This window comes from Brevibacillus sp. NRRL NRS-603, assembly GCF_003013445.1.
GTDB classification, from domain to species: Bacteria; Bacillota; Bacilli; order Brevibacillales; family Brevibacillaceae; genus Brevibacillus; species Brevibacillus formosus.
Window position 1 is genome coordinate 58950 of sequence record NZ_PXZN01000024.1, and the last position, 23772, is coordinate 82721.

Below are 23772 nucleotides of genomic sequence, written 5' to 3' on the forward strand. Positions count from 1 at the left end.
TTTCCGGGGCAGGAAAGAGGTTGCCCCTCCGAAATCCAACCTCTATAATGGAGATTGTTATTGTCTTGTACCATGATGTCACATGAGGAGTGAGCCCTATGACGCAACGCAAGCCGGAGTGGCTCAAGATCAACCTTGTTTCAGGATCAGAACTAGCCAGCTTTAAAGAGCTCAAGCAAACCATGCGCACGAAGACGCTACATACCGTTTGTGAAGAAGCAAAATGCCCCAACATTCATGAATGCTGGGCAAGCGGTACAGCAACTTTCATGATTTTGGGTGATATATGTACCCGTGCCTGTCGGTTTTGTGCAGTAAAAACTGGACTGCCGACGGAGCTGGATACAGCTGAACCAGAACGTGTAGCAGAAGCAGCAGAACAAATGCGTTTGAAGCATGTCGTTGTTACTTCTGTTGCTCGTGATGATTTGGCAGATGGAGGCGCACAGATTTTTGCCGATACGATTCGTGCGATTCGACGCCGACTGCCGTTTGCCTCGGTAGAAGTATTGATTCCTGATTTTATGGGGAACTGGGATGCGCTAAAAGTGGTCATGGACGCAAAGCCTGACGTACTAAATCACAACATTGAGGCGGTTCGCCGAATGTCAGATCGCGTACGGGCAAGAGCCAAATACGATCGGACGCTGGAATTGTTGAAGAAGGCGAAGGAATTTCAGCCGAGCATTCCGACGAAGTCCAGTCTGATGATTGGTGTAGGCGAGACGATGGAGGAAATCATCGAAACGATGGATGACTTGCGTTCTGTCGACGTCAATATCATGACGATTGGTCAGTATTTGCAACCGACTAAGAAGCATTTGAAGGTAGAAAAGTTTTACCATCCAGATGAATTCGCTCGTTTGAAGGATGAAGGCATGAAGCGTGGTTTTAGCCACGTGGAGTCAGGGCCATTAGTGCGCAGTTCGTATCACGCTCACGAGCAGGCGAGTGCCGCGAAGGAAACGATTGCGAAAGAATCCATGCCAAAAGCACAATAATAAGTAACCCCCTCAGCCGCCCAAAACGAGCGGAAATGAGGGGGTTTTTTACTTCTATGGGGGAGAAAAGCGCTTTAGCGACTGGTTGTACCTGTATGAGCTTTATGAGTAGTCTTCGTAGGCTGGGGTGTTCCACCCATACGCTTGACTAGCGTATCAATGCTAGTCGCATCTTCTGTACGCGCTGTACTCACATTGCTGGAGCGGCTGGCGACACGAGCGATTTCCTGGATATCATTTGGATTATCGGTTACATACACTCTGTAATAGCGTGGTGATACCGATTCTGCATTCATTTTTGCCTGTTTTTTCGCTGTACGTGCATCTGCTCCTTGTGTGTTCAGCCCCACAAAGATTTCTCGATCCGTTACCAAGACGGTAGACCGTTGAACGCCAGGGCAGCTCGCAGTAACATTCCCAACAGCCTGCGCCAATGTGTTACGATCTACATAGACGTTGGTTACGCCAGCGGTACGCATATGCTGACGGTCAGTCTGTGCATAGCCCATTCGTGGCATTCCGGTTTGCATGACACCTGCACCGCCGCGGTTCCAGGCACGATTTTGATAAATGGACTGGTTCGCACCGGCTGGCCCGTTGTTAATACCCATCGTACCCATTCCTGTCGTGCCCATTCCTGCGTTATGATCCGTAAAGGCATTATACGGTCTCATACCGCTCGTGAAGGCGTTGTAGTTGTTGACATTTGCACGTGGATAGGTACCATTTGGGAACAAGCCATTGTTGATTCCATTGTTGTTGGTAAGCCCCATGCCATTACGGACGTGACCACCGCCAAAATTGTTGGAACGTACTCCGTTGTTGTTGTCGCCGTTGAACCAGTCAAAGTTGTTCAAACCCATCCCGTCGTAGTTGCGGACGTGCATTCCATCAACGTTTCTGGTGTAAGGCGCGGCTTGATTTGTCATTGTCCTGTTCGGTTGTGTGTTATTAGGCGCAGCGTTGTTGTTACAACCAGAAGCCAAGAGCACAATACCTGCAATTGCAGAATACAACCATGTCTTTTTCAATGGTAACACCCCCTACACGATAGAATGTCCAAAGGCACAGGTCAGTTATCGTGGGAAATTTAGCTCATGTTGCGTGAAATATGTTAAGATGGACATAGTATACATGCGTAAGGAGGAAGCGAGTTTGATTCGCACGCAAGCCGGTACTTATGAAGTCATGGAAGTAAATCGAGACGGCTGGAACCTTGAAGCGTTCAAGGAGCGCTATAGCGACATCCTCGACAAGTACGATTATATTGTAGGGGACTGGGGCTATGGTCAGCTTCGTCTTCGTGGGTTTTATACTGACGCCAATCGCAAAGTACCGTTCGAGCAGCGGATCGCCGCTTTGGATGAGTACCTGCATGAGTTCTGCAATTTTGGTTGTCCGTACTTCGTTTTGCGCAAGGTAAAAGCAAACGTCGGCAACAGTGACGACCAAAGCGGGCAAGACGAAGCTGGCTTTGATGTCATCATTGATATTCGTCAGGACATTCCTCGTGAAGAGGGTAGCTCCTCGCCCTATGTAGAACGAAAAGAACGCAGACGCTATCACCCGCGTCAAAATAAACAGGATCGCCAGAACAATGCTGGTGCTGAACGCAACGGGGCAGGGAGAAACGAACGTGGGGAGAAGCCAAAGTTCCAAAAGGATCGCCCCGATAAAAATGGCAAGGACTCCAGCTCACGAGACCGCCGTCCCAATCAATTGAAACCCAATCGTGAACGCGATAAAGTCCAAACAGGACCAAATACGCCAAAGCGCGATTCCTAAAAACGAATCAGAATAACAAAAGCATAAAAAAAGAGCCCTGTATGTCAGGGCTCTTTTCGTTTTTTGATCTAATAACCGCCGCCCCAACCACCAGGGGATCCGCCCCAACCACCAGGGGATCCGCCCCAGCCACCGGGTGCCCCACCCCAGCCACCGGGTGTTCCACCCCAGCCGCCAGGAGTTCCACCCCAGCCAGGGTAACCAGGCCAGCCTCCCCATGTAGGCCAGTAGCCAGGCCAGCATGTATTGCATCCCCACCAAGGATATGGCTGTGGGACGACAACGACCTCAGGGCCGCGTCTTCTTCGGAAAAAAACGGGGTGAGCCTGATCCTCAGGAATGTATTGAAAATCCTGGTCTGTTGAGTAATAAGGTGACTGGTCATATTGCGCAGGAACAAATTGGTTTTGATCGTATTCGTTTGAATCATATTGAGTTTGATCGTATTGGTTTTGATCGTATGGATAAGGTTGCATGTTGCGATTGGCACTCCTCTCGTTATCTGTCTGTGCATCTGTGCAGTAGCAGTATACGAGGCATTTGCCTGTAAGGAGCATTGTCCAGCAGGAAATGGGCGGGGCCCTACAAATAAAAAAAGGAAGAGCCCGCAATCGCTCTTCCTTCGGTGAATTAAATGGCTGCTTCCAAAAATGCTTTCAATTCTTCGGCTTCACGCTCGTTCAAGTTGAAAGCGAATTCCAGATAGCCTTCTTCTTCCAGATCATCATGTCCAATAATAGCGGAGCGCCCATTTTGAATGTTGATGACAATCGCTTTCCCATAAAAACGGTTGGTCGTCGTAATTGCGAGGTCAAAACGGGTAGCTTCTCCCATGAAGCTGACGAAGCGCGTTCGAGTATCCTCAGCCTCGTCGTACAAGTAGAACAAATCATTTGCCATATAGGTGTCCCTCTACTTCCATAATAGATTTGGTTTGTGTTCGGTATTGTGTACAGCGCGGACAAAGCGGATGGTTTTGGTTTTGGCACGCATGACGATCGAATGAGTTTCCACCATATCATCACCGAGATAGCGCACGCCTTGTAACAGCTCTCCATCAGAAACGCCTGTTGCCGCAAAAATGGCGTCGTCCCCTTTGACCAGATCGTTCAGCATTAAAAGCTGCTCCGGATTGTCGAGCCCCATTTTGATGCAGCGCTCGCGTTCGCTGTCGTTTTGCGGCTTGAGCTGGGCTTGCATGTCACCACCCAGGCACTTGATCGCTGCGGCACTGATCACACCCTCTGGCGCACCACCGATCCCCAAGAACAGGTCAATCCCTGTATGCGGCAGACAGGCAGCAATCGCTGCACCCACATCGCCATCTCCAAAAAGCTTCACTCGCGCACCCTTTTCACGAATGGCGTCAATAATCTCCTGATGGCGGTCGCGTTCCTGAATAATGACCGTCACATCTTGCACGCGCTTGTTGTTTGCTTTTGCTACAACCTCTATCATTTTATCCACGGGATCGTAAAGGTTGATTAATCCGGCAGCACGTTTGCCGACGGCCATTTTCATCATGTACATGTCAGGTGCATGCAACAGTGTTCCACGGTCGCCGATGGCGATAACAGACATGGCATTGTTGTGACCTTTGGCGACAATCGTCGTTCCTTCTAGCGGATCAACCGCCACATCTACCTCAGGTCCGCCTGCTTCCGGGTTACCGAGCTTTTCTCCGATATAGAGCATGGGGGCTTCATCCAGTTCACCTTCGCCAATGACGACGGTACCCCTCATGTTGATCGTGTCAAACATGGCGCGCATGGCGCTGGTCGCTGCTCCATCTGCTTCATTCTTTTTCCCGCGTCCCATCCAGTGAGAAGAGGCGAGTGCAGCCATTTCCGTTACCCGCACAATTTCCAGAGCCAATTCGCGTTCCACAGTATGTTCCTCCCCTTATTCTTGCCGGCAAAAATTCACCCCATCATTGTAACATAAAGTTATCACCGATTCGTGACAGGTCGTACAAATTTGGTATACTGAGGGATGAAAAGAGGTGAAACCGGTGAGCAATTCCTATTTGCAGGAAGGGGAATTGGTGCTTCTCGTCCTGGTGCTAACATTTGTGTTTACCGTTTACTACTCAAAACGCAAATCAAAAAAGCGAAAGTAAGGAGAAATATATGTACGACGTGAATACAAAACGAATCGACCAAGTATTGGAACATATGTCTCGTATGCTTGATCTGTTGGACAAGCTCAGCGAGCGAGGAGCCAAAGCGGTTTTGGCAGATGAAGTAGCTGTTGCTGCGATGGAGCGAGCCCTGCACTTGTCTATCGAAGGAATAGTAGATGTCGGAAATGCGCTGATCGACGGATTCATTATGCGAGATCCAGGAAGCTACAGCGACATCGTGGAAATTTTGCGGGATGAGCAAGTCATCACGGATGAACAGGCTTTGATCCTGACACGTGTGACTGATTTCCGCAAGCATCTGGTGAATGATTATACGAGTGTGCCAGTCAATGAGATGTACAGCCTGGTAGAAGAAGCTGCCGGTACGATTCGTCAGTTTGAACCACAGGTTAGAGCTTTCTTGAAAAAAGAACTTTTTTAAAAAGGTGTTTTCAATCTATCCACAAACGCAGCGGATATTTTATACAAAAGACTTTCGTTTGTTTACTAAAACGTCTTCATCCACTACAATAGGGAGAAAGGACGGTGATACGTATGACAAACGAAGGAACGTCCACTCGTGATCAAATCCTGCACATGCTCAAGGTCAAAGGTTCACTCCCTGTCAGCGACATGGCCGTCGAGCTAGGGATTACTGAAATGGCGGTACGGCGTCATTTGAACACCCTGGAGAGAGATAATTTGATCAAGTCTACGCTTGTTCGGCAAGCGATGGGACGCCCAACGAATGTTTATTCATTGTCGCAGGAAGCAGACGAGCTGTTCCCGCGCAATTATTCTCATTTGACATTAGATTTTTTACAGGACATAAAGGAAATCGACGGTTTGTCCAAAATAGAGATGCTGTTTAGACGCCGCGAGAATCGCTTGGAGGAGACTTATCGCTCCCACATGCAAGGTGACTTGGAAAATCGTGTAGCCAAGCTGGCCGAGCTACAAAACGATAAAGGCTATATGGTCGAATGGGAAAAGGACGAAAATGGAGACGGCTATCGGATTCAAGAGTTCAATTGCCCAATCTCGCAAGTAGCTCGTGAATTCAACCAAGCGTGTAGCTGTGAGCTTTCCTTGTTCCGTCGGGTTTTGAAAGCCAATGTCGAGCAAACCACATGCATGGCAAAAGGCGGAGACAAATGCGTGTTTCACATCAAGGAAGCGAAATAAAAAAGCTATAAAGACAGTCCACTCGAATCGGGTGGATTTTTTCTTTTGTTTAAAACCGGCTGTAAACAAATAAGAACGAGGCAGGCACGTCCTGTGCCTTTTTTTCTAGAATCACGCAGGTATTAAGTACCTTTTTGCTCTCATTCTAGCAATCTTAATGTTGGTTTAACGTTTTCTTTATGTTGGACATTTACTATTTATGGTGTAAAAAACAACAAAACACACAGAAAAACAACGGAAAGGCGGAATGATATCAAGATAATTTTGGGTAACCGGATAGCTGTCGTGACGAAAAACAGATGAGGAGAGATCCGTAATGAAAAAAATGGTATCAAGTATAGCTGCTTCTGCCATCTTGTTGGGTGGAATTCTGCCAGTTGTTGATTCCGCACATGCAAAAGACAAATTTTCTGAGAAAAAGATGACGATGACATTTGACGTGATCAGTGACATTCAAGGAGACCTCCGAGATTTTGATCACGTTTTGCAAGACATCAATGAAGAAAATCCAAAGTCCGAAGCACTGATCATTAACGGTGATATTACTCCTCGCGGCTACGATTTTGAATATGAAGCCGTGCAAGATGTGCTCGATAACAATCCTCACCCTGAAAATGTGTGGTACAGCATCGGTAATCATGAGTTTTATGTGCCGAAGTGGAAGAATCCCCAAACGCTTGCACAAAGTAGCTGGCCAAACGGCACAACGGAAGAAGAGTTGTTCGATAACTTTTATCAATTCAGCGGAGAAGACAAGGTCTATCACCAAAAAGAAATCAATGGATATCCCTTTCTCTTCCTCGGCACAGAAAAATACATGAAATACCACGATTCAAAATTATGGGATGAAGTATACATGAGCGACGAGCAACTGGATTGGCTGAAAGATAATCTGAAGCATTACAGCAAGCAGGACAAGAATAAGCCCATTTTTGTATTCTCGCACCATGTGCTTCCGGACAGTGTCTCGGGCTCCAGGCAAAATCCATACAAGAACGATTACCTGGATGTGGACAAGCTCCTTGACATCTTGAAAGACTATCCGCAAGTTGTTTTCTTCTCGAGCCACACCCATTGGGATCTGAACCTGCCGGACTGGGCAGGCAAAAAGAAAGTCAAAGGCGGAGACAAACGCGGCTTTACTGTCGTAAACACGGCCGGCATTGAAAAGGGTTGGATGTCAGCTGGTCCAGACGGTGGCGAGAAAGTCACGCCGGATGGAGGGGATTTCAAGCAAGGGCTGCGCTTGCAAGTGTACGGTAATGATGTCGTCATCCAAGCGTATGATTACCAACATGACAAAGTAATTAAGAAGCTCAGCATCCGTAATGGAAAAATCGAGCAGTTGCCGCCGGATGTACAGGCAGACGATGATGATAATGTGCTTGTCAACGCGACGCAATACATGGAGTACGCAGTTGGCAAGCAAAAAAACTGGCGGGATTTTGATCCCGAAAATCCACCAACATTTCCAGGAAACCAGGTCGTGTATGTCCGTCATAAAGGGGAAATGAACCTAGAAGCCGGCACACCAATTATGGTCAAATTCAAGAAATAACGGGACTGACGTGCATGATTCGTTAGAAGAGGGCCGATCGGGTCCTAAACAAAAAGCAGGAAGCGGTATAATGCCGTTTCCTGTTTTTTGCGATAGGAAGGACGAAGGTTTACACTAAGAGGGGAGAGCTTGTTCAAACGGCTTACGACAACAGATGGGAGATGGAACAACGTGAAACAATATAAAGGCTATTTGCTTGATTTGGATGGAACGATCTATCGGGGAAAAGAAGCGATTCCGGGAGCAGCAGCATTCATCACCCACTTAAAAACTCACCAGATTCCGTATTTGTTCCTGACGAACAATTCCTCAGCCTCTGCACAGCACGTGGCAGAACGGCTGGTAGCAATGGGCATAGAAGCACAGGCTCGGGACGTGTATACCACGAGTATGGCGACTGCTACGTATTTACAAGAGCAGGCATCAGCGGGAACACGCGTGTACGTGATTGGAGAGGCGGGCTTGCATGATCAGCTCACGGATGCAGGCTATGTGATTACAGAGGAAGACCCGGCTTATGTCATTGTCGGGATTGATCGTACGTTTACGTATGAAAAACTGGCGATCGCCGCACGTGCTATCCGTGCAGGAGCAACTTTTATCGCTACAAATGCAGATGCAGCCCTGCCGACAGATGCCGGTCTGTTCCCTGGCAATGGTTCACTGGTGGCAGCCGTCTCCGTTGCCTCCGCGACCAAACCAATCGTGATTGGCAAACCAGAGTCCATTATTGTCCGTTACGCTCTGAATCAGCTTGGTACTGCGGCGGCTGACACGCTGATCGTCGGGGACAATTTATATACGGACATTGAGGCAGGTGCCAACAGCGGCTTGGACAGCTTGCTCGTTTTGACAGGCTATTCCACGCGCGAAGAAGCAGACCAGCATCATGTTTCGCCTACCCATATTGCGGAAGATTTGCCGGAATGGCAGCAGCGAATCTCACTATGATTCGGCGCATTCTTCCTGCTGCTTCTGGCGGTGGGCAATGCGGCTGGAGGCGGCGGCTGCGACCGCTCCGACGAGATCGTCCAAAAAAGTATGGACACCGAAACGCTTGTCGTTGAGTTCGGCGAGTTTGCCGTGCTTCAGCTTGTCTACATAACCGAAGTTAGTGAATCCGATGCTCCCGTACAGGTTGACAATGGCGAGGGCGAGTACCTCGTCTATACCATATAAGGGCTCGTCTGTTTCGATAATCGCCTGGAGCGGAGGCAGCAGCTGCTTTTGTTCTGCGAAGATGTCGAGCTGAATCCCGGTCAGCAACGCGTTTTGGACCTCACGTTTTTTCAAGACGGACGCGACACTCTCGAGACACAACTCCAAGGTGATGTCCGGGATGTATTGTGACTGCAGGAACATGACAATTTCAGCAATGTCGTTCAAACTAACTCCTCGTTTTTCTAATAGCTCAATAACGAAATCTAGACAGCTCTCGCTATTTAGTGGATGCTCACTCATGCTTGCGGTTCCTCCTTTTTCACGTGCGTGTTCAAAAATTCGACTTTTCAGCACCCAGAAAGTCGGCATGAATGCATCTAGTATCTGCATACAGATAGGCACCTATCCCGATCTACCGACATACAATGCCAGAAGAGCAGTATGCAAGGAGGGTGAACAACTGTATGGAAGAAAAAGAGCTTCTTCAAGAGAAGTACGGATTTGAACTTCAGGGATATCGCACGACGGGGGCAAGCAAGGTACTGGAAACGGATCGAGGCCTTTTCTACATGTTCGAGGCGCCAGCCGGATATAAATACAAAAGTAAGTTTATTGAGAAAGTAAAAAAACATTTAAGCCAACAGCAAAACATTCGCTTGTTAAAGCTGGTCAATACAACAAGCGGGCAGGCTCACATCGTTGATGATGAGCAGCTTTACTATTTATACAGAGGCGTGCGAGAGGCGGTTCCTGAAAATCCATATTATTCCAGTGGTCAGTCACTCGCGAAGTTCCATCAGGCCACGAGTGATTTTTCATCTGACAAGATGTTTATTCCCTATAGCTCTCTTGGCAACTGGCCGAGCATGTGGCGTAAAAAGCTGCGGAATTTTAATGAGTACCGGGATGAAATGGATGAAGAAAATGTAGAGCTCGCACCGATGGATGAATATTTGTTGACCTGCTTCACGTACATTACTCAGCTCGGGGAATTGTCCGTTCAATATTTGTTGGACGCCGGATACGATAAAGTCGTGAAGGAAACAGCGAGTCTCGGGAAAGTAGCCTACCAAAATTTTGATCAAGGGTATATGCTATGGAAAGAGAAGGATGTACGTCTAATGGCAGGTGAATGGAACTGGGTTCTTGATATGCGTACTCGCGATGTGGGGCAGTGGATCAAAGCCGAGACAAAGCGAAACGGCTGGAATGAAGAGGCTGTGTCCAGCTTTCTCGATGGCTACAACAGCGTCTCTGCTCTGCTTCCCTCTGAATATGCCGTGATTTATGCGCTCATGCTCTACCCAGGCAGGTTTTTGAAGCTCGTGGAGACTTATATGGAGTTGCCGGTAGAAGAGCGTCAGGAAGTCAACATTCAAGCATGGCAAACGCAGCTGGAAGACGAGCTAACCAAAATGGAAGACGGACTTCGAAAGTACCCATTATTCATTGCACAGCGTTATGACGTATCCATTCCACAAATTGATTGGTTGTGGAGGAAAAAAGATGATCAAGCAACAAGTTTTCGTAACGAGGAAACTCAATCCTGAAGTGATCGCGATGCTTGAAAAGGTAGCCGAGGTCGAGCAATGGACAAAAAATGCGCCAATCCCGCGTGAATTGTTGCTGGAAAAGATTAAACATGTAGATGCCGTCTTGACCATGCTGACAGAACGAGTGGACGAAGAATTTTTGGCGAGTACAAAGCGACTCCGTATCGTGGCGAACATGGCGGTCGGTTACGACAATATTGATTTGGAAGCGTGCAGACGACACGAGGTCATCGTAACCAACACGCCTGATGTGCTGACAGAGTCCACTGCTGATTTGGCTTTCGCTTTACTGATGGCGACAGGCCGCCGATTGACGGAAGCCAACCGATTTTTATTGCAGGGGGAATGGACATCGTGGAGTCCGACTCTGATGGCAGGACAAAATGTATATGGTTCGACTCTGGGGATTATCGGAATGGGGCGAATTGGGGAAGCTGTGGCTAGACGCGCCAAAGGATTTGGCATGCGAATCTTGTATCACAACCGGAATCGCAAACCGCAGGCTGAGCAAGAGACAGGGGCACGGTATGCGAATTTGGCGGAGCTTCTGCAAGAGTCCGATTACGTCGTTCTGCTTACACCATTGACAGAGGACACGCGCATGCTGATGGGGGAAAAACAGTTTTCGCTCATGAAAGAAACCGCTGTGTTTATCAATGTTTCTCGTGGTGGGACAGTCGATGAGTCCGCATTGTATCAAGCGTTGGTAGATAAGAAAATTTGGGCGGCTGGCCTGGACGTTTTTGCGGTCGAGCCTGTCCCGATGGATAACCCGCTCTTGCAACTGCCGAATGTAGTCGCATTGCCTCATATCGGTAGTGCAACTGTGCAAACGAGGGCGGAGATGGCGAGGCTGGCTGCTGCTAACATCGTAGAGGTGCTAAGTGGAAGGGGACCACTGACTGCGGTATGAACACGTTCTTTGCTTTATTTTCAGGGCTCTTCGCGCTGCTCTTGCTTGCAGCAGTAGCCGTTTCGTTTCATGTAACCTGGCGCTTGACGCATCCTGTACGAAAACCGATTCATATGGACCCCCGAGATTTTGGAATCGAACAGGTGGAGCCGGTTGTTTTTTCGAGCAGGGAAACGACGATTTCGTTGGCTGGATGGTACTTGTCGGCAGAAAAAAATGGGCGAGTTTCGAATGGAACCACGCTGATCTTTGCTCACGGATATAGTCAAAACAGATTAGAGCCACATCTGCCAGCGTTGTCTCTGGCTGCAAGACTGGTTCAGGCCGGCTTTGATGTATTGATGTTCGACTTTCGCAATTCCGGGGAGTCCAGCGAAGCACTGACTACGATTGGACTTCGAGAACAGCAAGACCTCCTTGGGGCCATCGATTTTGCAGCTGCGAAGAAGCCGGAGCACAGACTTGGTCTCGTCGGATTTTCGATGGGGGCAGCAACCTCACTGATGGTTGGCGGGGTGGATGAACGCATCACAGCGATTGTGGCAGATTCACCGTTTTATTCCTTGCGTGAATACTTGGCTGAGAACTTGCCGCAGTGGACGGGCCTGCCCCGATTTCCATTCAACTGGCTCATACTTACCTTGTGTCCTGTTTTGCTAGGAGCCAACCCACGAGACGTCAATCCGTATCAGGCAGTTCAGCAAGCGAAAAAACCGATTCTTTTTATACACGGGACAGGCGATACGACGATCCCCATGGCAAACAGCGAACGACTCTTTGAGCTGACCCAAGACGAGGATTCCGAGATTTGGATCGTACCGCGAGCGGGTCACGTCCGCAGCTATGCGTTAGTTCCTGACGAATACGGGAAGCGTATCATTGCCTTTTTTGAAAAAGGAAGGGAAAAGAGGAAATGAAAAAAGCAGCTACGCGGTTGCTGTAGCTGCTTTCATGTCGATGTGACTGGATTAGAATACTTGTTGAACTTCTTTGATGCCTGGGATTTCTTCCACCAGTGCACGCTCGATTCCTGCTTTCAGGGTGATGGTAGAGGAAGGGCAGCTACCGCAAGCACCCATCAGGCGCAGCTTCACGATGCCATCTTCTACATCAACGAGTTGTACGTCTCCGCCGTCACGTTGCAGGTAAGGACGCAGTTTATCGAGAACTTCTTGTACTTGATCCATGATATCCATGTTACATTCACTCCTTTCCAACCTCTCCTTTATTATAATCATACCATGGTGAGAAATCCATGGCTTACATGCCCTGTTGACACTTTGAAGTTCCGTGGACACACCGAAGTTTAGCAGCATGGACTTTTTGTAATCTTTGCATGTTATAATGAAAAAGAAAGAAGCAAGTACTTCAATATAAGGAGTCAGATCTTCGTGAACGTATTTCGCAATGTGAAGGAACTGATTGGTAATACGCCGATCGTCGAAATTACTCAATTTGAGCTTCCAGAGGGTGTCCGCTTGTTCGCCAAGCTGGAATATTTTAACCCAGGGGGCAGCGTAAAAGACAGACTGGGCATGGAGCTGATTCGTGCCGCAGAAGAGAACGGCCAATTGGCCCCAGGTGGTACCATTATCGAACCGACAGCAGGAAATACAGGGATTGGTGTAGCGCTGGCCGCTGTAGGAACTGGTTATAAAGTCATTTTCTGCGTACCAGCGAAGTTTTCTGAGGAAAAGCAAGAGCTGATGCGTGCCCTCGGAGCGGAAGTCGTCAACACACCGACAGAGCTGGGGATTAAGGGGGCAATCGCCAAGGCAAAAGAACTCGCAGAATCCATTCCGGGTGCTTTTGTACCACAGCAATTTGCTAACCCGGCGAATCCGGACGCACACTACAAAACAACAGGTCCGGAAATTTGGAGTCAAATGGACGGCCAAGTACACGTATTTGTGGCAGGCGCTGGTTCAGGCGGTACTTTCATGGGGGCTGCTCGCTACCTGAAAGAACAAAACCCAAACGTAAAAACGGTCATTGTCGAGCCAGAAGGTTCCATCTTGAATGGAGGAGAATCCGGCCCGCACAAAACAGAAGGGATTGGCATGGAGTTTTTGCCTCCGTTCATGGATACGAGCTACTTCAACGCCATTCACACGATTCTCGATGTGGAAGCATTCGATCTGGTCAAGCAACTGGCTGCCAAGGAAGGCTTGCTCGTAGGCAGCTCCTCAGGTGCAGCCATGGCAGCGGCACTGCGTGAAGCAAGAGAAGCAGCTCCAGGGACGAATATTGTTACACTGTTTGCCGACGGCAGCGAACGTTATCTGAGCAAGAAAATTTACCAGGGAGGAATTTAAGATGCGTATCAAAACTCGTCTGATCCATGGCGGAATCGATGGAGATCCACATACAGGAGCCGTATCCGTTCCAATTTACCAGGTAAGTACTTATAAACAGGAAGCCATTGGCGTTCACAAGGGCTTTGAATACTCCCGTACCGGGAACCCGACCCGTCACGCATTGGAAACATACATCGCAGAAATCGAAGGCGGCGCACGCGGCTTTGCATTTGGTTCTGGTATGGCGGCACTCTCTACCATCCTCTCCATGTTCAACAAAGGTGACCATCTCGTGGTAGGTGACGATGTATACGGTGGTACTTACCGCGTCGTTACGCGTGTATTCTCCCGTATGGGTCTGGAAGCAACCTATGTAGATACGAGTGATCTGGCAGCAGTAGAGGCAGCAATTCGCCCGGAAACCAAAGCAATCATTATGGAAACACCGACGAACCCGCTGCTGAAAGTAAGCGACATCAGCGCATTGGCAGGCATCGCGAAAGCAAAAGGCGTACTGCTCGTCGTAGACAATACGTTCATGACACCATACTGGCAAAATCCGCTGGATCTCGGTGCTGACATCGTGTTCCACAGCGCAACGAAATATTTGGGCGGACACAGCGACGTGGTAGCAGGTCTGGTTGTAGCAAAAGATGCGCAAGTGGGCGAAGACCTCCATTTTGTGCAAAATGCAATTGGCGGTGTGCTTGGACCACAGGATTCTTGGCTTTTGCTGCGCGGTATGAAGACGCTGGGAATTCGGATGGAAGAGCATGAGCATAATGCTCGTACACTGGCAAAATGGCTGTCTGAGCGCAGCGACATCAAACGCGTCATTTATCCTGGTCTGTCCAGCCATTCCGGTCATGAGCTGATCAAAAAGCAAGCGCGTGGCTTCGGTGGCATGATTTCCTTCGACGTAGGCAGCGCAGAGCGTGCTGACGAAGTGTTGGCAAAGGTAAAATACTACACGCTGGCAGAATCGCTGGGTGCAGTGGAGAGCTTGATCAGCGTACCTGCACGTATGACACATGCTTCTATCCCGGCAGAGCGCCGTGCTGAGCTCGGTATTACGGATGGCTTGGTACGCATCTCTGTTGGTATTGAAGATGTTCAGGACTTGATCGAGGACCTGGACCAAGCATTGTCCTAAGCTAGCTGACCCGGGGGAGGGCGGATATAGTGACTGTCGATATCAAGGTTTTTGGGACAGAGCAATTGTGCGCAAGCTGCGTCAATTTGCCATCTGCAAAGGAAACAGCCGAGTGGCTGGAGGCGGCACTCTCTCGCAAGTATGGGAGTGACAGCATCCGCATCGTTTATAGCGACTTTCAACAGCCGCAGACAGACGATGACAAAAGCTGGGCGAATCGCATTATCGAGGAAGATTTATGGTATCCGCTTGTCGTAATTTCCGGGGAAATTGTCGGTGAGGGAAATCCGAAATTAAAGGATATCTATGAAAAGCTGGAGAGCATGGGCGTGCAGCCGATTGCTTCGACAGCAGATGCCGAATAAACCATAGAGGGAACTACAATCATTTTTTAAAGCGACCAGATGCATGAGCCTGGTCGCTTTTTTTCAATCTGTGCGAAACCGAACAGCTCATTTTTACGTCTATCTAACAATATTGATAGCGAAGGGTGTTTTTTGGTATGGATGGAAAAACAATACTGAGTGGTGTGCTAATTTGTACGCTGTGTTTTGCGGGGATACTGGCTCCTACTTCCACTCAAAATATCGCAGAAGCAGAATCTGATTACATGATTACATACGAGATTCCGCCGAATCCAGAAAAGTACTTGTTTTCGAAAGAACAGGAAATATCGATTACGAATCCACAACCGATACCTTTTGGACTACGTCCTTATTCTTCTACTGACTATATAAATGACATGCACGTTAATATCGATGAATTTCAAACCTCTAAAAAAGGCTTTCTATGGAATGTCTATCACTTTATCGGAATACTCTCTCCAGCATATCCCACAGACGTCAATATGGAAGACATGGACCGCCAGATCGACAATGTAAAGGGTTTTTCGGATGAGCGGGTAAAATTACGGGAAGCCCGTGCGCAAATCGAAATGAACGCTCGTTTGCAGCCACTCGTTCAGGCTGGATACGTCATGCCAAACGAGATTGACGATGGATTAGCGACAAAGGAATTCGTAGCTACAGTGCTTTATCGCATGTTTGGGAAGACCCGACCCTATCACGGTGGAATTGACCTGAAGGATTCAGAAAATGTTGCCGTTCGCTGGGCTGTTGAGGTAGGGGTGCCTGGTTTTGTAGTAGACAAAGAAAAGTATATTGATCCGCAGACACTACTTACTATGAACCTTGATCCGCACACACTACTTAGTATGAACCCTGGTCCGGAACCATACGTGGATTCTGGTACGTATGGTGACCTGTTTTATTTTATCACGCTTATTATGCCGGGGAAAAAGACGGACAGGGGATGGGAGTATTATCAAGTGGAGCTGAATGAAAGCATGCTGTCCGACTACGCGGCACAGTTCATCCAGTTGAATGGAGAGCCTTATTTGAGTTATCGAAACTACGCACTTCATGGAACAGCCGAATACAAAAATGCAGCGAGAAGCATCCGTGAATGGATGATCCCGCGATTCCCGCAGTTGCTCGACCAAGCACGAAAGGATGCGATGAAGCCCCGCGTATGGGACTGGAGCCGTGATCTCATCCATCATCCGAAGTTTGCCAAGCAAGTGGCTGCCTATCGCAAAAATAAAAGCGGCAAAAACGTAGATGCCGTCTATCATGCGGTCAGACAGCATTACAATCTGAACATCCGTCAGGACTCGCCAGCCATAATCAAAAGTGTGCTGGATAACATCAAGTAACGTGCTGTTTACTTTTTGTATATCATTCGTAAACATTCTGTAACGAAATAGAGCAGGCTTCGTCCTATAGTAGTAAATGTAACCAATAACCTAACATTTAGTGGAGGCCATAACGATGAATAAAAAATGGATGAAGCCTGTTACATATTTGCTGCTTGCAGGAGTTGTAGGCGTAGCTGGATTTTCTGCAATGAATACACAAATAGCTCATGCAGATTCTGAAAAAGGAAAGCAGTTTTCTGCCGCAGCTGAGTTGAAGCTTGCGAAAAACACCTATGTGATCGATCAAAAAACGGCTGACGTGAATGGCGATAAGAAGGATGACGTCGTATACCTGATTGGTGAAAAAGAAAAAGCGGATGACATCTATTCTTCCAATATGAACATCGTAGTGAAAGACGGAAAATCCGGCGCTTATAGCCAAACCGATATCAAAGAGCTGGGAGGCTATGAAGGCGAGCTGACCCTCGTAGACTTCACGGGTGATCATGTTGCGGATGCCTTCGTGAAAACAGCGACTGGCGGAAGCGGCGGTGTTTACAGCCACGTAATCGCTACTTTTGAAAACAACAAACCAGCCGTGATTTTTGGTGAAAAAGAAAACGAAGGAATCCGTTACGAGGGGAAATTCGTGGATGGCTTTAAAGTAGAGGGCAAAGGCTCCCACTTGGATAAGCCGCTGACGCTTGACGTAAGTGCGAACCAGGATGTATACGTAGCTGCCAAGCTGTATGACAAAGCGGGCAAAGTACAGCCAACAGAAGATGCTGTTTCTGTATTCTCCTATCCATTCGGTTCTTTGACTCCAGTCGATATGGATGCGAACGGCACATTTGAGCTGGTCGGGGAGCAACGACTTGTAGGAATGAACAACACAGATACCGTTTCCCGCATCAACTCCGTATGGGGCTACCAAGGTGACGGCAAATGGAATCCATGGGAAGTGGAGTATTCTACTTTCTTGAAAAAACACCCGGGTGAAGCGATCAACACGATGATTGAAAAGTAATAATGGTAGAGCTTGATCAGCAGCCTCCTTTTTCATGACGGAAATGAAAAAAGGAGGCTGTTTTTCGTTGCCAGCGACTGGTTCTATCAACCGACTTTTTCTCATATGGATTTTGGGTACAGGGGTAACCAAAGGAGGAAGAGCGGATGGACCAACCGATTGCTCGCTACTACGAGTTGAAGGAAATTCAGAAGCAGGTAGAGGAAGAGTTAAACGAGCTGCGGAGTAAACTGATCGAAGCTTACAGCGAAGCAGGCAGCGCAGAAGAAGGCGAATACAAGCTAGTGATCTCCTATCAGGAGCGGCGAGAATACAACGATGATCGCCTTTACAATGCCTTGCCAGATCCTTCGCTTTGGCGCCTCATGTCGAAGGCCGATACCGGAAAAATTTCGAGTTTGCTGAAGCTGAATGTCATTCAAGAGAAGGTACTGGCAGACACCTTTGAACCGAAAAAAGTACCTGTTTTACGTGTTCAAAAGCGATAAACCAGCAAAATGAGGGAACCGTCAGGATTCGTCTTGACGGTTTTTTTACGTGTAAAGAAATATCTTGTATAATGGGAGGATATTGCCAATTTCTGAGAGGAGGATGGTGCAGATGAAAGTCTTATTTTGCAGTCAGCCATTTCAAGAAAACAAAGTCGATGAAACCTACGAATATGAGTATACGTGCGCAAAACAACTCGGCTTGGACATTCAGCTGATCAGCTTGGAACAACTGATATACCAGGACAACCCATTAGCTGCTGTGAAACAAATCCAACCCTCTCCTGAAAAAGTAATGGCTATCTACAGGGGATGGATGCTAAAACCGTTCCTGTACCAAAAATTGTACGACGCCCTGTTAGCCAAAAATATAGAGTTAATCAATTCACCCGAAAAGTACGTGCATTGCCATTACCTGCCTGAATCTTATGAGGTCATCAAAGATTTCACCCCGCTGTCGGTCTGGCTGCACAAAGAAGAGATAGACGCGTCATTTGAAAACGTGCATCGGATCGTAAATAGATTTGGACAGGCTCCGATCATGATCAAAGATTATGTGAAATCTCGAAAGCATGATTGGAATGAGGCTTGCTATATTCCCGATGCTTCCGATAAAGAAAAGGTACAGCAAGTGACCAGCCGATTTTTGGAGCTGCAACAGGATGAGTTGAATGAGGGAGTCGTCTTTCGAGAATTTGTGAAGCTTCAATTTTTGACCCATCACTCTCAGAGCAACATGCCATTATCCCAGGAATATCGCGTTTTCTTTTTGGATGGCGAACCCATGTACATGGAAAATTACTGGGAGGAAGGACAATATGACGATACGCCGCCAGACCTCCAGCCATTTTTAGAGGTAGCGAAAAAAATCAAGAGCCGCTTTTTTACTATGGACATCGCCAAGCTGGAAAATGGCTCGTGGACCATCCTCGAGCTAGGGGATGCACAGGTGTCTGCTCTGCCTGAACAGGCTGATAGATTTGAATTTTTCACGAGGTTAAAAAGAAATCTTCCATAGAAAGAGGGATTCCCCATGAAAATAGGCTTGGCTCAGACGAGGTTCCCCCAATCAGCGGCGGAGGGGCTCGCGATCATCAAGCAGCAGATGATCAACGCTGCACAAAACCATTGCGATTTGATTTGCTTTCCTGAATCGGTGATTCCGGGGCTGCGCGGTGTAGGCTATGAGGTGGAGGCATACGATCATGAGGTACAACAGAGAGCTTTGGAAGAGATCCGTACTCTGGCGCAGGAACGCCAGCTCGCCGTCATTTTACCGATGGAATGGAAGGATGAGCGCGGCTACCATCTAGTCGCCTTTGTGGTGGGGAAACAGGGAGAAGATCTTGGGCTGCAAATCAAAAATCAGATCGATCCAGATGAGGATCAGTTTGACTATGTCCCGGGCGAAGGGCGCCAATTGTTTACGATAGAGGATGTGGCGTTTGGCATTGTCATTTGCCATGAAGGATGGCGATATCCAGAGACGGTACGGTGGGCGGCACGCCGTGGGGCGAGCATCGTTTTCCATCCGATGTTTACAGGAGAAGTCAGCAATCCCGATTTTTACAACGGGGCAATGGTTTGCCGAAGCTTGGAAAACAACATCTACTTCGCCAGTGTGAACTACGCGATTCTGAATCAACAAGTGACGACGACGCTGATCTCACCTACTGGGGAACGACTGTGTGTGGCGGCTTCAGGGAGCGAGGAACTGCTTGTATACGAAATTGATCCTGCGAAAGCAACGCGATTATTGGCCCAGCGATTCCAGCCTGAGTTGGTTGAATAGGAATGAAAAGCTGACGTCCATACGATCCCGACGTCAGCTTTTGTGCCAGTCTACATCTCCATATCCACATATCGTCCATACTTGGGGACAGCTACCCGATCAAACTCCGCAGCCAATTGGACCAATCCATCGGCCAATTCCTCGCCATACATGGGTGGACCGTGACCAGTGATTGCATACGCAGGGGCGAGATTGGCAAGCTTTTCGACGGATTGCCATGCTGCCTGCCAATCGGTTGTCAAATAAACAGGAGGACCGGTTAATTGCTTTTGCTGGGTCACGACTTGGTACAGCGAGTCCTGCTTTACCGTAACAAAAGCGTCTCCTGCGAGGAGAGTTTTGTCTTCATCACGAAAGAAGGAAATGTGCCCGGGCGAATGTCCAGGTGTATGTATCCAGCGCCATCCAGGCATTCCGGGAACACTCCCGTCTTCGGGCAAAGGATGAACATGGCTGCCCAAATCGATTGGCTCATTTGGAAACAACGGCGACAGCTTCGCAAGCAGCCCGCCCTCAACAGTTCCATCTGGCTCCGGATAGTATTTTTGGCCTGTCAAATAAGGGATTTCTAGAGGATGGGCATAGACGGGAACCCGCCACGCTTTTACGAGCTCAATGACTGCCCCGACATGATCGAAATGGCCGTGAGTGAGCAGGATGGCTCTTGGCTTGGCTTCCTCACCAAAGCGTTCCCGGGCAATTTCGATGATTTGTTCCGCCGATTGTGGCATCCCCGCATCTACCAGAACCCATGATTTTGAATCACCGACCAGCGCGATGTTCACAATTTGAATGGTGTAGCATTCTACATCTGGTCTGACTGTCTCTTCGACTCCGCTTCGAAAGGAAGTCATCGGCATGTAGTTATCAGCCAGCGTATCTTTCATATCCTCATATGTGTTTGGTTCCATTGAAAAAACCTCCAAGCTGGTTATTCCGGTCTACGATATTATGCCGATTCAGCTTGGAGATTATATAAAAAAGAAAACCTGTTAGACCATCCGGCCAACAGGCTTGTGCACTATCCCATATGCTTTTTGTACATCCATAGCTGACCGCTCTTGATGACACGAGCCATCTGACCGACCAGAGACATTTTTCCCATGCTGGCAAAGCCTTCCTTTTTGCCGAGGGAACCGAGGAAGCCCTTGTGCTTGAGAGCAGGCAACGAAGCTGGATACTCCTCACCTTTAATGTCTTTTTTCAACATCAAGGCAATTTGATCGCCTTGGATCTCAGCTGTTTGTGCGCTCGGCGCGATGATGGTGCTTGCACAGTCACCTACCACATACACGTTCGTATGGGATGGGATTTGATGATACTGATTTAGTTTGGCGCGTCCGATGTTGTCTGTTTCGATCGGTAGAGAGCGCACGATTTTGTTAGCTTGAATACCTGCTGTCCATACGATAACATCACTTTCAACAGGCTGGTTGTGGTTGTACACGATCCCTTGCTCGATGCCAGTGACATTGGCCATGGAAACAAGCTGTACATCGTGCTCAATGAACCATTGAGAAGCATATTCCTGAAGCTTTTTCGGGAATGGGCTCAAAATGCTTTGACCGCGGTCGATGATGCGTACATTCAGGTCGGGACGGCTCTCGCGCAGTTCAGCAGCCATTTCCACTCCGGAAAGACCACCGCCCACAACGCTAACCGTGCCGTATGGGTTCACATTATTGATTGCCATGTATGTGTTGCGAGTAGCTCCCATGGTTTGGATCGAACACGTAAATTGATCAGCACCAGGGATATCATGGTAACGATCCTCACAACCCAATCCGATTACAAGCCAATCGTAGGAGAGGGTGTCCCCGTTAGCAAAATTGACGACCTGCTCGTCCAATTCCACGCCAGCAATTTCACCGTATTTGACGGTCAGGCGTGGATCGTTTGGAAAAGTAACACGCAGGTGAGATTCCGGTGTAGTACCTGCCGCCAGAGCGTAATACTCTGTTTTCAAGCCATGAAACGGCATACGGTCTACGAGGGTTATAAATACGTCATCTGGTAAATCAGGGGACAGGACTCGCTCAATAATACGAAGACCCCCGTATCCTCCTCCAAGGATCACAAGTCGTTTCATAGAAGGTCTAGTCCTTTCTTCTGTCCGTTTTTTACAGCACCCACTCTATTTTTAGTCTCTTTCACTAAAAATGCAAGCAGAATCTTTTTCCCGTTTTCTCCGCTGGATTTTTATCAAAGTCGAGGTACAATAAAGTACGTGATGATGTCGAAATAATCGGTAGGTGACAATAGATGAAACCACTAGTCGAATTTTGCGCGAGCAATGTTTCCTCCTATACGCAATCCGTCGTGGATGCATTGGAAAATGATCCTGATCTGGATGTGGACGTACTCGAGTACGGCTGTCTGGGGTATTGCGGTGAATGCTACATGGAGCCATTCGCGCTTGTAAACGGCACATTGGTACAAGCTCCAACAGCGGATGAATTACTGGTGAAAATCAAGAATAAATTACGGGAGGAAGAAGAGCTGCTGGATGCAGACTTTCCTCTGTAAGATTGTTCTCTTAGGATGTTCATTGGGGAGCATGATCAACCGTGCACGTATCAAAATAGTAAAGCTGATGCCCAAGTGATTTGGAGCATCAGCTTTTTTATGGATTAATGTTCTTTGATCACGTTGTAGAAGGTATCGCGTTCCAGCGCGCGTTTTCCAGCGCCTTTGATCAACCAAACCAACTCATCTACAGTCAGAGCTTGCTGGGTAAGTGCACCGGCTGAGTGGCTGATGCGCTCCTCGATCAAGGTTCCATGAGCATCGGAAATTCCCATTTGCAAAGAAAGCTGTGTGAGCTGGGTACCGATGTTGATGAAGTATGCTTTGATATGCTGGAAGTTATCGAGCATCAGACGGCTGATCGCCATTGTTTTCAAATCATCAATGGCAGAGTTGCGGCGTTTGATGCCAGCTGTTGCTTTGATCGGTTGAACTGCCAATGGAATGAACACCATGAAGCCGTTTGTGTCATCTTGCAGCTCGCGCAGGCGGAGCATGTGGATTACACGCTCTTCCAATGTCTCGATGGAGCCGTACAGCATAGTGGTATGTGTTTTCAAGCCCAACTCATGAGCAGTGCGGTGTACTTGCAGGTACATGTCTGTACTTGCTTTTTCCGGGCTCATTTTCATGCGATAGCGCTCAGTCAAAATCTCAGCGCCACCGCCAGTAAGGCTTTGAAGACCAGCCTTCATCAGCTCTTGCAAAACCTCGCGGATGGATAGACCGGAGATACGGGAGAAGAACTCGATCTCTGCACCTGTATACGATTTAATCGTCACATCCGGGTACGCCTTTCTCAAGGTACGAAGGGTGTCGAGGTAGTATTCAAATGGCTTGTGCTGGTTATGTCCGCCAACGATATGGAATTCACGGATACCCGGATGGAAGCGCGTTTCTACATAATGAAGCAGCTCTTCCATGCTCATCGTGTAGGCACCCTCATCCCCTTCATCGCGGCGGAAGCCACAGAATTTGCAATGAGCTTCACACACGTTGGTTGGGTTGATGTACAGATTTTGCAAAAAGTAAACGTTATCCTGATTCTTGCGATAGTTAACAACGTTAGCCAATTGTCCAATCGTCAAAAGATCGTTGGAATTAAAAAGGGTGACACCGTCTTCCAAGGTAAGTCTTTCGCCATGCATAACTTTTTCAGCGATTCCGGCGAGAGATTTGTCCTGTATGGCAATCGTTTCAAGCGCCATTCCAAACACTTCCTTTCAAAGTCAATGGTTCTTAGATGAAAGAGCTTTAATCCAGTCGTACCCAATCGATATTCGTTCCATGGGAGTGGAAAGGCTCTTAGGAATAGAGTAAATCTCGGGCAACAAGAGCACCTATATTATAAACCTCTTGGTAAGTACGAACAATATCATAAGTTCTCCAACTCTACACTCGGTTCCTCTTCGCCAGATTTTCCTTCTAATGGTGATGAAAAGCCGATATTTCTAAGTGCGAAATATTGTAAAAAACTAACAAATATCGGCATTAATTGGGGAAAGTAGGAATTTT

At 48.0% G+C, this 23772-nt stretch carries 27 protein-coding genes; 18 read left to right on the forward strand and 9 right to left on the reverse strand.

What is annotated here, in order from left to right; all coding sequences use genetic code 11:
• Window positions 1-98 precede the first annotated feature (98 nt).
• The gene (gene lipA, locus C7R94_RS19370) at window positions 99-1001 is read left to right on the forward strand and encodes a lipoyl synthase (protein ID WP_047073014.1); all 903 of its coding nucleotides are present in this window, start codon (window positions 99-101) and stop codon (window positions 999-1001) included.
• 74 nt (window positions 1002-1075) lie between these two features.
• On the opposite strand, the gene C7R94_RS19375 is transcribed toward lipA, so the two are convergent.
• The gene (locus C7R94_RS19375) at window positions 1076-2041 is read right to left on the reverse strand and encodes a YhcN/YlaJ family sporulation lipoprotein (RefSeq protein WP_233220609.1); all 966 of its coding nucleotides are present in this window, start codon (window positions 2039-2041) and stop codon (window positions 1076-1078) included.
• 79 nt (window positions 2042-2120) lie between these two features.
• Here C7R94_RS19375 and C7R94_RS19380 point away from each other — a divergent pair, with 79 nt between their 5' ends.
• Window positions 2121-2786 carry a YutD family protein gene (locus C7R94_RS19380; protein WP_106783805.1) on the forward strand — a complete coding sequence of 222 codons (666 nt, stop codon included), beginning with the start codon at window positions 2121-2123 and terminating at the stop codon, window positions 2784-2786.
• Between the two features lie 68 nt (window positions 2787-2854).
• On the opposite strand, the gene C7R94_RS19385 is transcribed toward C7R94_RS19380, so the two are convergent.
• From C7R94_RS19385 to glpX, 3 genes are all read right to left on the reverse strand, one after another.
• The gene (locus C7R94_RS19385; RefSeq protein ID WP_106783807.1) at window positions 2855-3262 is read right to left on the reverse strand and encodes a hypothetical protein; all 408 of its coding nucleotides are present in this window, start codon (window positions 3260-3262) and stop codon (window positions 2855-2857) included.
• 154 nt (window positions 3263-3416) lie between these two features.
• Entirely contained in the window at window positions 3417-3686 is a 270-nt protein-coding gene (locus tag C7R94_RS19390) for a DUF3055 domain-containing protein (protein ID WP_047073008.1), read from the reverse strand.
• A gap of 12 nt (window positions 3687-3698) precedes the next feature.
• On the reverse strand, window positions 3699-4673 hold the full coding sequence (gene glpX / locus C7R94_RS19395; protein WP_106783809.1) for a class II fructose-bisphosphatase: 975 nt from the start codon (window positions 4671-4673) through the stop codon (window positions 3699-3701).
• Between the two features lie 242 nt (window positions 4674-4915).
• On the opposite strand from glpX, the gene C7R94_RS19405 reads away from it, so the two are divergent.
• From C7R94_RS19405 to C7R94_RS19420, 4 genes are all read left to right on the forward strand, one after another.
• Window positions 4916-5350 carry a DUF86 domain-containing protein gene (locus C7R94_RS19405; RefSeq protein WP_048034536.1) on the forward strand — a complete coding sequence of 145 codons (435 nt, stop codon included), beginning with the start codon at window positions 4916-4918 and terminating at the stop codon, window positions 5348-5350.
• A 113-nt stretch (window positions 5351-5463) separates the two neighbouring features.
• Window positions 5464-6093 (forward strand): helix-turn-helix transcriptional regulator, encoded by a 630-nt coding sequence (locus C7R94_RS19410; protein WP_047073393.1) that lies wholly within the window; start codon window positions 5464-5466, stop codon window positions 6091-6093.
• A gap of 316 nt (window positions 6094-6409) precedes the next feature.
• Complete coding sequence (locus tag C7R94_RS19415; protein ID WP_106783811.1) at window positions 6410-7651, forward strand: DUF4073 domain-containing protein; 1242 nt, start codon at window positions 6410-6412, stop codon at window positions 7649-7651.
• 171 nt (window positions 7652-7822) lie between these two features.
• Window positions 7823-8602: a TIGR01457 family HAD-type hydrolase gene (locus C7R94_RS19420; RefSeq protein WP_106784138.1), complete on the forward strand. Its 780-nt coding sequence runs from the start codon at window positions 7823-7825 to the stop codon at window positions 8600-8602.
• Here the strand turns inward: C7R94_RS19420 and C7R94_RS19425 are convergent.
• Window positions 8597-9112 carry a phosphatidylglycerophosphatase A family protein gene (locus C7R94_RS19425; RefSeq protein ID WP_106784140.1) on the reverse strand — a complete coding sequence of 172 codons (516 nt, stop codon included), beginning with the start codon at window positions 9110-9112 and terminating at the stop codon, window positions 8597-8599. The two genes, C7R94_RS19420 and C7R94_RS19425, sit on opposite strands and share 6 nt — an antisense overlap.
• Window positions 9113-9276: 164 nt before the next feature.
• Between C7R94_RS19425 and C7R94_RS19430 the strand changes: the two genes are divergently transcribed.
• From C7R94_RS19430 to C7R94_RS19440, 3 genes are read left to right on the forward strand one after another with little or no spacing between them, the layout of a single operon-like run.
• Window positions 9277-10362, forward strand: coding sequence for a protein kinase family protein (locus C7R94_RS19430; protein WP_106783813.1), 1086 nt, complete (start codon window positions 9277-9279; stop codon window positions 10360-10362).
• The gene (locus C7R94_RS19435) at window positions 10319-11278 is read left to right on the forward strand and encodes a 2-hydroxyacid dehydrogenase (protein WP_106783815.1); all 960 of its coding nucleotides are present in this window, start codon (window positions 10319-10321) and stop codon (window positions 11276-11278) included. The genes C7R94_RS19430 and C7R94_RS19435 overlap by 44 nt, the downstream gene beginning before the upstream one ends.
• A complete protein-coding gene (locus tag C7R94_RS19440) occupies window positions 11275-12195 on the forward strand; it encodes an alpha/beta hydrolase (protein ID WP_106783818.1) in 921 nt (306 codons plus the stop codon). Before C7R94_RS19435 ends, C7R94_RS19440 begins: the two co-directional genes overlap by 4 nt.
• A gap of 51 nt (window positions 12196-12246) precedes the next feature.
• Here C7R94_RS19440 and C7R94_RS19445 read toward each other — a convergent pair whose 3' ends face one another.
• A complete protein-coding gene (locus C7R94_RS19445; RefSeq protein WP_007715787.1) occupies window positions 12247-12474 on the reverse strand; it encodes a NifU family protein in 228 nt (75 codons plus the stop codon).
• Between the two features lie 195 nt (window positions 12475-12669).
• On the opposite strand from C7R94_RS19445, the gene C7R94_RS19450 reads away from it, so the two are divergent.
• The 8 genes from C7R94_RS19450 to C7R94_RS19485 all read left to right on the forward strand — a co-directional run bounded on the left by C7R94_RS19450 (window position 12670) and on the right by C7R94_RS19485 (window position 19731).
• On the forward strand, window positions 12670-13593 hold the full coding sequence (locus tag C7R94_RS19450; protein ID WP_047072992.1) for a PLP-dependent cysteine synthase family protein: 924 nt from the start codon (window positions 12670-12672) through the stop codon (window positions 13591-13593).
• A gap of 1 nt (window position 13594) precedes the next feature.
• Window positions 13595-14728, forward strand: a complete 1134-nt coding sequence (locus tag C7R94_RS19455; RefSeq protein WP_047072990.1) for a bifunctional cystathionine gamma-lyase/homocysteine desulfhydrase — start codon at window positions 13595-13597, stop codon at window positions 14726-14728.
• 29 nt (window positions 14729-14757) lie between these two features.
• Window positions 14758-15093 carry a YuzD family protein gene (locus C7R94_RS19460; protein WP_047072988.1) on the forward strand — a complete coding sequence of 112 codons (336 nt, stop codon included), beginning with the start codon at window positions 14758-14760 and terminating at the stop codon, window positions 15091-15093.
• Between the two features lie 137 nt (window positions 15094-15230).
• Window positions 15231-16442 carry a hypothetical protein gene (locus C7R94_RS19465; protein ID WP_106783820.1) on the forward strand — a complete coding sequence of 404 codons (1212 nt, stop codon included), beginning with the start codon at window positions 15231-15233 and terminating at the stop codon, window positions 16440-16442.
• A gap of 115 nt (window positions 16443-16557) precedes the next feature.
• Window positions 16558-17451: a hypothetical protein gene (locus C7R94_RS19470; protein ID WP_047072984.1), complete on the forward strand. Its 894-nt coding sequence runs from the start codon at window positions 16558-16560 to the stop codon at window positions 17449-17451.
• Between the two features lie 146 nt (window positions 17452-17597).
• The gene (locus C7R94_RS19475) at window positions 17598-17939 is read left to right on the forward strand and encodes a hypothetical protein (protein ID WP_047072982.1); all 342 of its coding nucleotides are present in this window, start codon (window positions 17598-17600) and stop codon (window positions 17937-17939) included.
• Between the two features lie 112 nt (window positions 17940-18051).
• On the forward strand, window positions 18052-18957 hold the full coding sequence (locus C7R94_RS19480; RefSeq protein ID WP_106783822.1) for an ATP-grasp domain-containing protein: 906 nt from the start codon (window positions 18052-18054) through the stop codon (window positions 18955-18957).
• A 15-nt stretch (window positions 18958-18972) separates the two neighbouring features.
• Window positions 18973-19731, forward strand: a complete 759-nt coding sequence (locus C7R94_RS19485) for a carbon-nitrogen hydrolase family protein (RefSeq protein WP_106783824.1) — start codon at window positions 18973-18975, stop codon at window positions 19729-19731.
• Window positions 19732-19781: 50 nt separating this feature from the next.
• On the opposite strand, the gene C7R94_RS19490 is transcribed toward C7R94_RS19485, so the two are convergent.
• Together C7R94_RS19490 and C7R94_RS19495 are read right to left on the reverse strand one after the other, a co-directional pair.
• The gene (locus C7R94_RS19490; RefSeq protein WP_106783826.1) at window positions 19782-20642 is read right to left on the reverse strand and encodes an MBL fold metallo-hydrolase; all 861 of its coding nucleotides are present in this window, start codon (window positions 20640-20642) and stop codon (window positions 19782-19784) included.
• A 110-nt stretch (window positions 20643-20752) separates the two neighbouring features.
• Complete coding sequence (locus C7R94_RS19495; protein WP_047072977.1) at window positions 20753-21820, reverse strand: NAD(P)/FAD-dependent oxidoreductase; 1068 nt, start codon at window positions 21818-21820, stop codon at window positions 20753-20755.
• A 173-nt stretch (window positions 21821-21993) separates the two neighbouring features.
• Between C7R94_RS19495 and C7R94_RS19500 the strand changes: the two genes are divergently transcribed.
• On the forward strand, window positions 21994-22257 hold the full coding sequence (locus C7R94_RS19500) for a DUF1450 domain-containing protein (RefSeq protein ID WP_047072975.1): 264 nt from the start codon (window positions 21994-21996) through the stop codon (window positions 22255-22257).
• 104 nt (window positions 22258-22361) lie between these two features.
• Here C7R94_RS19500 and mqnE read toward each other — a convergent pair whose 3' ends face one another.
• The gene (gene mqnE / locus C7R94_RS19505; RefSeq protein WP_047072973.1) at window positions 22362-23465 is read right to left on the reverse strand and encodes an aminofutalosine synthase MqnE; all 1104 of its coding nucleotides are present in this window, start codon (window positions 23463-23465) and stop codon (window positions 22362-22364) included.
• Window positions 23466-23772 lie beyond the last annotated feature (307 nt).